This is a genomic window from Marivita sp. S0852 (assembly GCF_046591575.1).
Lineage (GTDB): Bacteria > Pseudomonadota > Alphaproteobacteria > Rhodobacterales > Rhodobacteraceae > Marivita.
The window spans coordinates 1-13,905 of the sequence record NZ_JBIQWA010000022.1; the positions used below are offsets into that span (position 1 = coordinate 1).

Annotated in this window: 10 protein-coding genes and 1 tRNA gene; 6 read left to right on the plus strand and 5 right to left on the minus strand. The window is 56.1% G+C overall.

The features are described 5' to 3' along the window. From sucC to sucD (ACG74X_RS20910), 3 genes are all read left to right on the plus strand, one after another. Window positions 1–1,020, plus strand: a 1,020-nt coding sequence (sucC, locus tag ACG74X_RS20900) for an ADP-forming succinate--CoA ligase subunit beta (protein ID WP_411237261.1), incomplete at its 5' end; no start/stop codon positions are given. A gap of 2 nt (window positions 1,021–1,022) precedes the next feature. Next, complete coding sequence (locus tag ACG74X_RS20905) at window positions 1,023–1,499, plus strand: hypothetical protein (protein ID WP_411237262.1); 477 nt, start codon at window positions 1,023–1,025, stop codon at window positions 1,497–1,499. Window positions 1,500–1,603: 104 nt separating this feature from the next. Then, the gene (gene sucD, locus ACG74X_RS20910) at window positions 1,604–2,485 is read left to right on the plus strand and encodes a succinate--CoA ligase subunit alpha (RefSeq protein WP_411237263.1); all 882 of its coding nucleotides are present in this window, start codon (window positions 1,604–1,606) and stop codon (window positions 2,483–2,485) included. 145 nt (window positions 2,486–2,630) lie between these two features. On the opposite strand, the gene fdhF is transcribed toward sucD (ACG74X_RS20910), so the two are convergent. From fdhF to ACG74X_RS20925, 3 genes are all read right to left on the minus strand, one after another. Further along, window positions 2,631–5,411 (minus strand): formate dehydrogenase subunit alpha, encoded by a 2,781-nt coding sequence (fdhF, locus tag ACG74X_RS20915; RefSeq protein WP_411237264.1) that lies wholly within the window; start codon window positions 5,409–5,411, stop codon window positions 2,631–2,633. Window positions 5,412–5,422: 11 nt separating this feature from the next. Beyond that, window positions 5,423–7,120 (minus strand): NAD(P)H-dependent oxidoreductase subunit E, encoded by a 1,698-nt coding sequence (locus ACG74X_RS20920; protein WP_411237265.1) that lies wholly within the window; start codon window positions 7,118–7,120, stop codon window positions 5,423–5,425. Between the two features lie 89 nt (window positions 7,121–7,209). After that, a complete protein-coding gene (locus tag ACG74X_RS20925; RefSeq protein WP_411237270.1) occupies window positions 7,210–8,109 on the minus strand; it encodes a LysR family transcriptional regulator in 900 nt (299 codons plus the stop codon). A 113-nt stretch (window positions 8,110–8,222) separates the two neighbouring features. Between ACG74X_RS20925 and ACG74X_RS20930 the strand changes: the two genes are divergently transcribed. From ACG74X_RS20930 to ACG74X_RS20940, 3 genes are read left to right on the plus strand one after another with little or no spacing between them, the layout of a single operon-like run. Further along, the gene (locus ACG74X_RS20930; protein WP_411237266.1) at window positions 8,223–9,392 is read left to right on the plus strand and encodes a succinate--CoA ligase subunit beta; all 1,170 of its coding nucleotides are present in this window, start codon (window positions 8,223–8,225) and stop codon (window positions 9,390–9,392) included. Continuing rightward, window positions 9,392–10,270 carry a succinate--CoA ligase subunit alpha gene (sucD, locus tag ACG74X_RS20935; RefSeq protein ID WP_411237267.1) on the plus strand — a complete coding sequence of 293 codons (879 nt, stop codon included), beginning with the start codon at window positions 9,392–9,394 and terminating at the stop codon, window positions 10,268–10,270. The genes ACG74X_RS20930 and sucD (ACG74X_RS20935) overlap by 1 nt, the downstream gene beginning before the upstream one ends. A gap of 22 nt (window positions 10,271–10,292) precedes the next feature. Further along, window positions 10,293–11,285, plus strand: coding sequence for an NAD(P)H-quinone oxidoreductase (locus tag ACG74X_RS20940; protein ID WP_411237268.1), 993 nt, complete (start codon window positions 10,293–10,295; stop codon window positions 11,283–11,285). Window positions 11,286–11,385: 100 nt separating this feature from the next. On the opposite strand, the gene ACG74X_RS20945 is transcribed toward ACG74X_RS20940, so the two are convergent. Together ACG74X_RS20945 and ACG74X_RS20950 are read right to left on the minus strand one after the other, a co-directional pair. Beyond that, window positions 11,386–12,984: a phosphoenolpyruvate carboxykinase gene (locus ACG74X_RS20945; protein WP_411237269.1), complete on the minus strand. Its 1,599-nt coding sequence runs from the start codon at window positions 12,982–12,984 to the stop codon at window positions 11,386–11,388. A 698-nt stretch (window positions 12,985–13,682) separates the two neighbouring features. Beyond that, window positions 13,683–13,759: transfer RNA gene (locus ACG74X_RS20950), tRNA-Met, on the minus strand. Window positions 13,760–13,905 lie beyond the last annotated feature (146 nt).

The following is a 13,905-nucleotide window of genomic DNA, read 5'->3' on the forward strand; positions in this document are numbered from 1 at the left end:
TTCAAAGAGACCGATGCCGGAACGGCCGGTGGTGTGCGTCTGGCCAAATCGGTGGAGGAAGCGGCGGAAGAAGCCAAGAAAATGCTGGGGCGCACTTTGGTGACGCATCAGACCGGCCCCACAGGCAAGCAGGTCAACCGCATCTATATCGAGGACGGATCAGGCATCGAGACCGAGATGTATCTGGCCCTGCTGGTGGATCGCCAGACCTCTCGCGTGAGCTTTGTGGCCTCCACCGAGGGCGGCATGGATATCGAAGAGGTCGCCGAACACACCCCCGAGAAGATCCTATCTTTCTCGGTTGATCCGGCCACCGGCTACCAGCCCTTCCACGGCCGCCGCATCGCCTTTGCGCTGGGGCTGGAGGGCAAACAGGTCAAGCAATGCGTTCAGCTGATGGGCACGCTGTACAAGATGTTTGTCGACAAAGACATGGAGATGCTGGAGATCAATCCGCTGGTGGTGTCCGACAGTGGCGATCTCAAATGCCTGGATGCCAAGATGGGCTTTGACGGCAACGCAGTCTACCGCCACCCCGACATTGGCGAGCTGCGCGACACCACAGAGGAAGATCCCAAGGAGTTGGAGGCGTCCAAATACGACCTCAACTACATTGCTCTGGATGGCGAGATCGGCTGCATGGTCAATGGCGCGGGTCTGGCGATGGCGACGATGGACATCATCAAGCTTTACGGGGCCGAACCTGCCAACTTCCTTGACGTGGGCGGTGGTGCGACCAAGGAAAAGGTCACCGAGGCTTTCAAGATCATCACCTCTGACCCGCAGGTCAAAGGCATCCTCGTCAACATCTTCGGCGGCATCATGCGCTGCGACGTGATCGCGGAAGGCGTCGTGGCCGCTGTGAAAGAGGTCGGCCTCAAGGTGCCGCTGGTTGTGCGCCTCGAAGGCACAAACGTCGAAGAGGGCAAGGCGATCATCAACACCTCAGGCCTCGACGTGATCGCCGCCGACGACCTCAAGGACGGCGCGCAGAAGATCGTTAAGGCGGTGAAGGGGTGAGCATGCGCAGTTTATATCTGGTTGGTGCGATGCTCACCACATTGCCCACACTGGTGGCAGCGGACAGCGTTCTGTCGTCCAAGGTGACGAAGCACGTTCAGGCGGCCACAACTGCGTGTGCCGAGTTTTTCACCAGCGGGCAAGACCTGTCGGTTTTAGAAAATGTCGGCTTTGACAGGGTCCGTCAGGATTATGTCTGGGACACCCGTGTGCCGAGCAATACGCGAGAACGCATGACCGTCACCGCAACGACTGAGTCAGGCAAATGCAACGTCCAATTATCCCGCGCCACCAGGCAGGATTCCAGAGACCTGAACGACATCATGACCGACGCCTTTGTGCGCCGTGGTTTCAAGGTCGAACCTGTTGCCAGCCGTCGCTTTGACCTCACTTCGGGCGACCAGAAACTAAGGCTTGTTGGTTTTGTCCATAAAAAGACAGATGTGCAATCCGCCTCAGTGACGGTCTACCGGCGGTAATGGACCTCAAGTCGCGAAACACCCGCGCAGATCATCTGCCGCTTTGAATTGAACATCGGGCATAGCGCCCGAAAGACGCAAGATTTTGTAAGGAGCCAACTGATATGGCCGTCCTCATCGACGAAAACACCAAAGTCATCTGCCAGGGCCTCACCGGCTCGCAGGGCACATTCCACACCGAACAGGCCATCGCCTATGGCACCAAGATGGTCGGCGGCGTGACCCCCGGCAAAGGCGGGCAGACGCATCTGGACCTGCCGGTCTTTAACTCGGTCCACGAGGCCAAGCATGTCACGGGCGCGAACGCCTCTGTGATCTACGTCCCGCCCCCCTTTGCGGCGGACAGCATCCTTGAGGCCATCGACGCCGAGATGGAGGTCATTGTCTGCATCACCGAAGGCATTCCGGTCATGGACATGATGAAGGTCAAGCGCGCGCTGCAGGATTCGTCCTCGCGCCTGATCGGCCCGAACTGCCCCGGTGTCATCACACCCGACGCCTGCAAGATCGGCATCATGCCCGGCCACATCCACAAGCGTGGCACCGTTGGCGTTGTGTCCCGCTCCGGCACGCTGACTTACGAGGCGGTGAAGCAGACCACTGATGTCGGCCTTGGCCAGTCCACCTGCGTCGGCATCGGTGGCGATCCCATTAAAGGGACCGAGCACATCGACGTACTGGAATGGTTCCTCGCGGATGACGAGACCGAGAGCATCATCATGATCGGCGAAATCGGTGGATCGGCAGAGGAAGAAGCCGCCGAATTCCTTGCCTCCGAGAAGAAGAAAGGCCGCTGGAAGCCAACGGCGGGCTTCATCGCAGGCCGCACCGCCCCTCCCGGCCGCCGCATGGGCCACGCAGGCGCGATTGTCGCCGGTGGCAAAGGCGGTGCCGAGGACAAGATCGAAGCCATGAAATCCGCTGGCATCGTCGTCGCAGAAAGCCCTGCAAGCCTTGGCGAAGCTGTGCTTGAGGCGATCGGGTAATCACCTGGTGGGAAGTGATTTGCAAACCGCTTCCCACCACTTTTCGAAAAGCGTTGCCCAACACAAACGAACCAAAACGTGATCCATTCGGAAAAAAAGCCCGGCGTGTTCTGCCGGGCTTTTGTTCTGTCGTGGTTCGCCGCCTCTATTCCGCCGCGATCGCGTCGGCTTTTTCAACCCGCACCGCCGAGAACTTGAACTCGGGGATTTTTCCAAACGGGTCCAACGCCGAGTTGGTCAGAATGTTCGCCGCTGCCTCCACATAGGCAAATGGCAGGAACACGTTTTTCTCTGACACCGCCCGATCCCCGCGCGCCATAACGGTGACTGTCCCGCGTCGTGTTGTAAGACGCAGATATTCACCCGGGGCGATTCCCAGTTCGCGCAGCGTTTTGGGGTGCATTGAACAGTTTGCCTCTGGTTCGACCGCATCCAGAACCTTGGTGCGCCGGGTCATGGAGCCTGTGTGCCAATGTTCCAATTGACGGCCCGTGATAAGCACAAACGGATAGTCGGCATCCGGCACCTCATCGGGCGGCATGACATTTGCCGGTGTAAACCGTGCACGGCCATCAGCCCGTGGAAACCCGTCTCCAAACACAATCGCCTGACCCGGATCATCCGGACTGAGGGACGGATATGTCACCGCGCTGCCTTCTAGGCGTTCCCAGGTGATATTGTCCAAAGACGGCATATTCAGCTTCATTTCCGCGAAAACTTCGGACGGGTGTGTATAGGTCCAATCAAGCCCCAGCCGCTTGGCCAGTTCCACCTCGATCCACCAATCCTCTTTGGCCTCCCCCGGCGGGGGCGCGACCGCACGGCCCATTTGCACCTGACGGTTGGTGTTGGTCACCGTGCCGGTCTTTTCGTACCAGGCCGAAGACGGCAGGATGACATCCGCGAAATTGGCTGTTTCCGTCAAAAAGATATCCTGCACAACAAGATGATCCAGCTTGGCCAGGGCACTGCGCGCATGATCGACATCCGGGTCGGACATTGCCGGGTTTTCGCCCAGGATATACATGCCTTTGATCTTGTCGTCGTGGATCGCGTCCATGATCTCGACAACGGTCAACCCCTTTTCAGAGGAGAAATCCCCCGAATTCCAAACCTCGGTAAAGGCCGACCGCACCCCGTCATCGGTCACGCTTTGATAATCGGGCAGGAACATGGGGATCAGTCCGGCATCCGACGCGCCCTGGACATTGTTCTGTCCGCGTAATGGGTGAAGGCCCGTCCCGGGGCGACCCACCTGCCCTGTCATAAGTGCCAACGAGATCAGGCACCGCGAATTGTCGGTTCCGTGGATATGCTGGGAAATCCCCATGCCCCAGAAAATCATGCCCGCCTTGGCCCCGGCAAAGGTGCGGGCCACATCGCGCAGAACGTCGGCCTCGATGCCGCAAATTTCGGCCATCTTGTCAGGGGGGAACCCTTTGAGATGCTCTTTCATGGCATCCCAGTTTTCCGTGTAGCCTTCGATATATTGCCGGTCGTACAGTTCTTCCTCGACGATCACATTCATGATGGCATTCAGCATCGACACATCCGCACCCGCCTTGAACTGCAGCATATGGCTGGCAAACCGTTTCAGGCCGGTGCCGCGCGGGTCCATGACAATGAGCTTGCCACCGCGCTTGGTGAATTGCTTGAAATAGGTCGCGGCAACAGGGTGGTTTTCCACCGGATTGCACCCAATCGCGATGGCGACATCCGCGTTTTCGATTTCGTTGAAGGTCGCGGTGACCGCACCGGACCCAACGTTTTCAAGCAAGGCGGCAACCGAAGACGCATGGCACAAGCGTGTGCAGTGATCGACATTGTTATGCCCAAAACCCTGGCGGATCAGTTTTTGGAACAGATACGCCTCTTCGTTCGAACATTTTGCCGAGCCAAAGCCCGCAACGTTGCGACCGTCTTCTTCGCGCAGGCGGGCCATGCCGTCAGCGGCGAAATCAAGTGCCTCGTCCCAGGTCGCTTCGCGAAAATGGGTCATCACATTGTCCGGATCTACATTCAGCCCCTTGGGCGGCGCATCTTCGCGACGGATCAGGGGCTTTGTCAGCCGGTGCGGATGATAGATGTAGTCAAATCCAAATCGCCCTTTGACACACAAGCGATTTTCATTCGCGGGGCCATCAATGCCCTCGACATATTTGATCTTGTCATCTTTGACCTTGAACGAAATCTGGCAGCCGACCCCACAATAGGGGCAAACGCTTTCGACTTCGCGATCGTAGTCTTTGCTGTCGCCCGCCTGGGTGTCGTCAAGAACGGTAGCCGGCATCAATGCACCGGTTGGGCAGGCCTGAACGCATTCACCACAGGCCACACAACTGCTGTCGCCCATCGGATCATCCTGGTCGAACACGATCTTGGCCTCATGGCCACGTCCGGCCATTCCGATAACGTCATTCACCTGAACATCCCGACAGGCCCGGACACATAGATTGCAATGGATGCACGCATCCAAATTGACCCGCATGGCGACATGGCTGTCATCCAGCAACGGCACTTTGTCGGCTTTGACTTTCGGAAAACGACTATGCGTCACGCCGTTCAGGTCGGCCATGTCCCAGAAATGGGATGACGCGTCATGCGGGACATCTGGCTGATCAGCAGCCAGCAATTCAACCACCAGCGCGCGCGATTTTTCCGCCCTTGCGCTGTTGGTCGTCACTTTCATGCCGTCAGCAACCGGGCGAATGCAGGAGGCTACCAAAGTGCGTTCGCCTTCGACCTCGACCATACACGCGCGGCAATTTCCGTCTGGTTTGTAGCCTTTTGCGGGCTTGTGGCACAAATGCGGGATGACCAGCCCCTGACCATGTGCGGCGTCCCAGATCGTCCAGCCTTCCGGGACGGTGACATCTTCACCATTAAGGCTGAAGGTGATTGTCTTGGTTTCGCTTGAATCCAGCATGGTCTTCCCCTTTAGCCTTTGATTTCGTCAGAAAAGTGCGTCATCACCAGACGGATCGGGTTGGGGGCCGCCTGACCCAGTCCGCAGATCGACGCATCCCCCATCACTTGACACAAATCCTCCAAAAGCTCTGTATCCCATGTGTCCGCCTGCATCAGCGTCACCGCTTTTTCGCACCCCGTTCTGCACGGTGTGCATTGACCGCAGCTTTCGTCTTCGAAAAACCGCAGCATATTCAACGCGGCATCTCGCGCCTTGTCATGGTCAGACAAGACAACCACAGCGGCCGAACCGATGAACGTTCCCAGGGGTTGCAGCGTATCGAAATCCAGCGGCACATCATCCATGTGCGCCGGAAGAATGCCCGAGGACGGACCACCCGGTTGATAGGCTTTGAAGACATGTCCATCCGCCATACCTCCGGCAGCATCGATGATATCGAGTATCGTCGATCCGGCTGGCAAAAGGTAAACACCCGGCTTACGTACGCGACCCGAGATTGAGTAGCTGCGCAAGCCTTTGCGCCCGTTCTTTTCAATCGAGCTTAGAATTTCAGGGCCTTCTCGGCAGATCCGGGCAACCCAATGCAGCGTCTCCACATTATGGACCAGTGTTGGCCGACCAAACACGCCGACCTGTGCCACAAAGGGGGGCCGATGCCGTGGCAGGCCGCGTTTTCCCTCAATCGATTCGATCATGGCGGATTCTTCGCCACAGATGTACGCCCCGGCACCGCGTCTGAGGTCGATATAACCCGGCTCGACAAGCCCCGCGCGTTCAAGAGCTGCGATTTCTGCCGCAAGTATCTTTAGAACAGCGGGGTATTCGTCGCGCATATAGATAAAGCACGTGTCCGCCTCGACCGCCCATGCCGCGATCAACATTCCCTCAAGGAACAGATGTGGCACACGTTCCAGATAGTAACGGTCCTTGAACGTGCCCGGCTCTCCTTCATCTCCGTTGACGGCCAGGTAGCGCGGGCCTGCGTTCATGCGCACAAAGCCCCATTTCTTGCCCGACGGGAACCCAGCGCCTCCAAGCCCCCGAAGACCCGATGACAGAACCTTGTCCTGAACGTCTTCCCAGTTCCCGCTCGCCCGCAGCGATTTAAGCGTCGCGTATCCGCCGTTTTCGACATACTCGGCAAAGGTTTCATAGGCGGGGACGTGCGTGTGCGTATCACCCACAGCGATGGCGGCCACCACCTTTTCCGGGGTCGCGTGATCAATATGGTTATGCCCGATTTCCAGCACAGGGGCGGTATCACACCGGCCCATGCACGGCGCTCTGAGAACGCGAACCTGCGCCGGATCAAGCCCGTCCTGCAACGCCGTGCGCAATTGCTGGGCACCGGCCATTTCGCAGCTCAAGGAATCACACACCCGAATGGTCAGCGCGGGTGGCGGGGCCTCTCCCTCGGCGACAACGTCAAAATGGGCGTAAAAGGTTGCAACCTCGTAAACTTCCGCTTGGGAAAGCCTCAGTTCGTCGGCAAGTGCCGCGATATGCGCGGCAGATAGATGCCCGTAGGCGTCTTGAATTAAATGAAGAAATTCAATGAGCAAGTCACGGCGGCGCGGCGCATCGCCAAGCAGGTCAACCACCTCTTGAAGCGCAGCATCGTCAACCTGACGTCCTTTCGGCGTCTTGCGGCTTTTTCCGGTGCCTTTCTTCTTCCAGATGCCTTCTTGAATATCTAACGGTGCCATTGCCATCTCCCTAGATTGGCAACACCCTATCCATCACGGTTTGTAAACGTCAATTGAGTTAAATTGATTTCACGATAAGCAAAGGTTATCTAGGTCAGATCCAAAACTTGCCGCAAGCCATACACGGTGGGCAGACTGGGTTCGCGCAAAGGTGTCGCCAGGCTAACATCTTTGTTCACCACCGGCTCCACAAGGGGCAGCGCAATCGCGCCCTGTGGTGAGCCGAAAGCATCGACCATCAGGTTTGGCACAACCGTCGCCGACAAACCTTCTGACGCCAAAATCAACGATGTCAGGAACTCCGAATTCTCCGAGATCACTTTCGGCTCAAGGCCAAGCGAGCTGAACACCTTATCAAGAATACGCCGGTTCTGCATACCCGGCTCCAAAAGGCTTAACGGCAGTTCAGCGGCCTCTTTCCATGTCACGTTGCCCGTTTTGCGCGGAGCCAGATGTTCGGGGATCACCAGTTGATAGGTTTCTTTGTAGACATCTTCGACGCGCAACAGATCTTCGGACACACCTTCGGAATAGGTAAGACCTGCATCATAAATCCCATTCTCTAGCCCCTGCTGGATTGTCAGGGACGTTGCTGTCTGAATGCTCGTTTTGATGCCAGGGTATCGCGCGCGCAACAGTTTGACGGCCCGCGCGGCAAAGATCACCGCTGTTGGAATAACACCAAGCGAAAGGGTTCCGGTGATGTCGCCCCGTGCCGACCGAAACTCCTGTTCCATGACCTTGACGTCATCAACGATTTTCCGGGCATGGCGCACAAGCGCTTCACCTTCGGCTGTAAAGCCCTGAAACCGGTTGCCGCGTTTGACAATGGCCGCATCCAGCTTTTCCTCCAGTTTGCGAATGCGCATCGAAAATGCAGGCTGCGACACACCACACTCCTCTGCGGCGCGTGCAAAGTGCTTGCGTCGAGACAGGGAGGATACAAATTCAAGATCTCTGAGGCTAATCAAAACATGCTCCTTTTTCACGACCTCTGACGCGGCAACGACAAGGCTGCCGCGCGTCGTACCCGGCACAGCGTATCATTGACAGCACATGCCTCACTGGTATACCAAGAACCACAACAGCGAGGAGTGTTACGATGATGCTGTCCGAATACCAGTCCAAAGAGCTTCTGTCGCAATATGGCGTCTTGATACCAGACGGCAAACTCGCCCAATCCGCCGAAGCAGCAGAAGCGCTTTGCAAAGATATCAACGCACGAAAGTATGTTGTCAAAGCACAAATTAACGCTGGCGGCAGAGGCCTCGCAGGTGGCATCAAATTCGCCGCAACGCCGTCATCTGTCGCGGAAGAGGCCCGCGCGATGCTGGGGTCCACGCTTGTCACCGAACAGACCAGCACCCTCGGGGAAACCGTAAAGTCGGTCTATATCGAAGCCGCGATCGACATCGCGCAAAACTACTTCATCGCGATTTCGTTCGACCCGAACAGCGGCATGCCGATTTTGCTGGCGTCCGATATCGGCGGTGTCGAATTTGAACAACTCGCCCGAATGGACAGCAATGTCGTCAAAACGCACCCGTTCGAAGACGATACGCCCGAAGCCCGGACACAGCTTGCCGCGTTCCTCAAAGAGCTGGGAATTGACGACACCGATGTTCTTGACGTGCTTTACGGAGCGCGGCAGGCATTTATGGAAAACGATCTCACCTTGCTTGAGATCAATCCTTTTGCCCGCACCAAAAACGGAAAATGGATGGCGATCGACGCTAAGATTGCTTGCGATAAAAACGCCGTATTCAGGCGGCCAGAGCTGGAATCCCTTATGGCCGACCGCGGCATGTCGGCGTCGGAAATGGAAGCGCAAAGAAACAATATCAACCTGGTCAAGCTATCCGGGGATATTGGCGTGGTGGCGAACGGGGCGGGTCTGGGCCTGGCGACCAATGACATGATCATTGATGCTGGTGGAAAACCAGCCAATTTCATGGATATCCGCACCACCGCCAAAAGCTTTGACATTGCCAAGGGGGTCGAGCTGCTTCTTGCAGATCCGCAGATCAAAGTTATTCTGATGAATATTCATGGTGGTGGGATGACCGCGGCGGACACGGTTGCCGAAGGCGTGAACTTTGCCTATTCGCGGTCAGACCATCATCTTCCGGTGGTTGCCCACATGTCTGGACATAACGCGGAATGGGGCATCAAAATCTTGAATGACCGCAAGGTTCCTGTGGAAACATTCGAAACCATGAGCGCCGCTATCGCGCGCGTCGTCGAAATCTCCAAAGGTGGGAGAACACGCTAATGGCAATTTTTGTGGACGCAGATACGCGTGTGATCGTTCAGGGGATGACCGGCCGCTCTGGTACATTCTACACCGACCAGGCCGCACGGTATGTGCCCTGTTACGTGGGCGGTGTGCGACCCGGCAAAGGCGGCACGGACCACCTTGGCATGCCGATGTTTAATTCGGTCAAAGACGCAATGGCCGCGACAGGGGCAAATGCCAGCATGGTCATTGTCCCCGCCCCATATGCCGGTGACGCCATGATCGAAGCCATAGAGGCAGGTATTGGCGTTGTCGTGTGTGTGACAGAGCGCGTCCCGCAACATGACATGAGTCGCGTGAAAAAAGCGTTACAATCGTCGGACACGGTGCTGATCGGACCAAATTCGCAGGGCATTCTGACACCGGATCAATGCAAGATCGGTGTTATGCCAACGCGCATGGCGAAACCCGGCCCTATCGGAATTGCGTCTCGGTCAGCATCCCTGACATCCGAAATCGTGGCACAGTTCAGCAAGGCGGGCATGGGTCAATCCACAACCGTGGGTGTGGGCGGCGATACCTTGCATGGGGTCAATTTTGTCGATTGCCTCAAGGCTTTCCGCGACGACAACGACACCGAAGCTGTCGTGCTGATCGGAGAAATCGGCGGGCGTGACGAAGAAGAAGCCGCCGCATATCTGGCATCTGTCGATTATGGCAAACCAGTTGTGGCGCTGGTCGTTGGGCGGCACGCGCCCAAAGGACGCCAAATGGGCCATGCGGGGACGCTTTCAGTTCTTGGCGGCGGATCTGCCAAAGAAAAGATTGCTGGCCTTCGGGATGCGGGCGTTGTTATTGCCAAGGATGCAGATGATGTTGTCGCAGCGGTCAAACGCGCCTCGGCATTGACCTGACATCAACAGAAACAAGGGCTTTATGATGCTTCCCGATCAGATGAATTGCGTTGAAATGGACGGCGTTGGCGGACCGGAGGTTCTGATATCCGGCAGTCGCCCGTTCCCGGTGCCAACCGCAGACGAGGTGCTTGTTCGCGTGATAGCTGCGGGTGTCAACGGTCCTGACCTTGTTCAACGCCGTGGTCATTATCCTCCCCCGGAAGGCGCATCAGACCTATTGGGGCTTGAGGTGTCGGGCGAGGTTGTTGCAGTTGGCGCGGATCAAACGCGATGGCAGGTAGGCGATAAAGTGTGCGCGTTGACCAATGGCGGGGGCTACGCGGATTATGTGTCCGTACTGGCGGATCATTGTTTGCCCATTCCTGAAGGCGTCGACGACGTCGATGCCGCCGGTCTGCCCGAGACGTTTTTTACGGTCTGGAGCAATGTCTTTTTCGGACATACCGTCCCGGAAGACGGTATTTTTCTGATCCATGGCGGATCGGGCGGCATCGGTTCAACTGCCATTCAGCTGGGGGCGGCGATGGGTCTAAAAACCTTTACGACCGTCGGATCACGCCGCGCCGCCGAATTTGCCAAATCTCTTGGTGCGACCCAGACGATCAATTATCACAATGAAGACTTTGTCGAACTCACCAGAGAGGCCGGCGGTGCGGATATCATTCTGGACATTATCGGCGGTGTCTATGTCGCCCGTAACATCAAAGCCGCACGTCACGATGCCCGCATCATCCAACTCGCATTCAACCTTGGATCAAAAGTTGAACTCAACCTGATGCCCGTAATGCTGAAACGGCTGACATATACAGGCGCGACATTGCGGTCCCGACCGGACAGTTTCAAAACAGATGTGGCCCGGGAGTTGGAGAAAACAGTCTGGCCCTTGTTCGCCAAAGGGCATTTGCGCAGCGTAACCCACGCAAGCTTTCCGATGTCAGAAGCCGCAGACGCGCATCGAATGATGGAAGGCGGCGCGCATCATGGAAAAATACTCCTCACAAACACCGCCTGACGTGTATCCATACACGCGCCAGACGATCAAATCGGATCAAACGCACAAAAAAGGCCCCCGCCATCACCGGCAGGGGCCTTTTTTGTGAACAATACTCAACCTAGCTTATGACAGCTGTTTTCACAGTTTCATCAATATACGGCAGATATTGCTCAAAGTTTTTCGCAAACATATCCACCAGTTTGGCGGCCTGAACATCGTAGTCATCCTGATTTTCCCATGTCCGACGCGGATCAAGCAAAACCTCGGCCACGCCCGACGCGGCAATGGGCACCTCGAACCCAAAATTCGGGTCCTTGCGGAACTCGGCCTCGGCCAAAGAGCCGTTCAACGCCGCTGACAGCAAGCTTCGGGTCACCTTGATCGGCATCCGTGATCCTTTGCCATACGACCCGCCTGTCCATCCGGAATTGACCAACCAACATGTCGACCCGTGGCGCGCAATTTTTTCACGCAGCAAGTTGCCGTATGTCTCGGGCCGACGCGGCATAAAGGGCGCGCCAAAGCAGGTCGAAAACACGGGCTGCGGTTCGGTCAGACCACGCTCTGTGCCCGCCATCTTTGCCGTGAAGCCCGACAGGAAGTGATACATGGCCTGCTCTGGCGTCAACCGCGCAATCGGCGGCAAAACACCAAAAGCATCACAGGTCAGCATCACGATATTTTTCGGATGCCCTGCCATTCCAGACATGCTGGCATTCGGAATATAGTTCAGCGGATACGCACATCGCATGTTTTCGGTCAGGCTGGAATCCTCGAAATCCAACTCACGCGTTTCTTCATCGAACACCATATTTTCAATGACGGTCGCGAATTTTGAACATGTCGCAAAAATCTCGGGCTCTGCCTCTTCGCTCAGATTGATGGTTTTGGCATAGCACCCACCCTCAAAGTTGAACGTGCCACGATCAGACCAGCCATGCTCATCATCTCCCAAAAGGGTACGATTTGGATCTGCGGATAGCGTTGTTTTGCCTGTCCCCGACAAGCCAAAGAAAACAGCTGTATCCGCCGGGTTTCCATTGGCATGGTTCGCGGAACAATGCATCGGCATGACGCCCTTTTCAGGCAGCAGATAGTTCAGCAATCCAAAAACCGATTTCTTGTTTTCGCCAGCATATTCGGTGTTGCCGATCAAAATGAGCTTTTTGTCGATATTCACAGCAATCACAGTTTCCGAGGCGCAACCATGCCGATCCGGGTCTGCTTTGAAACTCGGGCAATTGATGATGGTATATTCGGCGACAAAACGATCCAGATCTTCCCGATCGGGTCGGCGCAACATGTGCCGGATGAAAAGGTTGTGCCAGGCCAGCTCATTGATCACCCGCACACCGATGCTAAGCGCAGGATCAGCCCCGGCAATCAGATCCTGCACAAAGTAATCCCGGCCTTTCATATGGGCCAGCATATCTTCCAGCAATTGATCAAACGCATCCGGAGTCATCGGCGCATTGTTGTCCCACCAGATTTCGCTCTCGGTGGTTTCGGTCCGCACAATAAACTTGTCTTTCGGAGACCGCCCGGTGAATTCGCCCGTTGACACCAAAAGCGCCCCACCAATGCCCAGAGTGCCTTCTTTGCGCTGAACAGCGGCCTCGACCAGGGCTGGTTCCATGAGATTGTAATAGACACTCCCGGTCCCTTCGATCCCCTGATCAACCAGCCGGAACTGCGGGTTCACCCGTCCACGTGTCATACAAACCTCCTGTAATTCGGCTCAAATTCCGTCATCGCATCCCGGTTTTGCCCACCGCGCTGCGCTTTCGCGACTCAACGTACATCAGTGTTTCAGGTATTGACAGATGCCAGTTGCGACGTTAGCGCAACCAAATCAAATTCCTTTCTGTTGCCTCGAATCACTCGGACCAAACGCGCCGTGGTGATTGCTAATGCGGGGTTATAAGTGGCATTTGGATGTCTGCAGGAAGCAGTTCGTTTCCAAGGAAACTCACGGTGACTGGATAAATCCGGTCTCCAAAGCGGGCGCGGTTCGTTTGAATGTTTCAGATGCATCACTCTCTGCGCCAGCAACACGTTGTCTTCTATAAGTGTGCGGGACGCAAGAACTCCCTACAATCGCCCAAAAACACATGCGAAAAGCAGAGTGGCTGACATTTACGCCTCACGACCTCAAAATGCGACTTCAAAACAGATGTCACCGATATAGGCGAAGCTGTGGAAGATCTGACTGGATTTGTATTGGCTAATTTCTCAATGGCTTAGCCTTATACGCACGGCAATTTACACGCTCAACGTCGAGAAGCGTATTCGCAAGTTTCGGAGCAAATAGGGCGCAATTCGGGAGGATTGTGGCTCGGCAATAGGTAGTGATGTCCAAAACGCTAGAACACGAAAAGCAATTCCGGGCCGTTCATGATGATGAAGGAGGTATGTTGGTTGCGGGGGTAGGATTTGAACCTACGACCTTCAGGTTATGAGCCTGACGAGCTACCGGGCTGCTCCACCCCGCGACAGGGTTTTTTCATCGTATTGAGAGATATGTGTATTTTGGTTTCACGTTTTAGTAGGTTTGGCGGTGATCTACTTTCCCAGGTCTTGAGACGTCCGTGCCATTGGCGCGGTGGCGTTTGACGGTCGGGATCGACGCTGCAGGTCA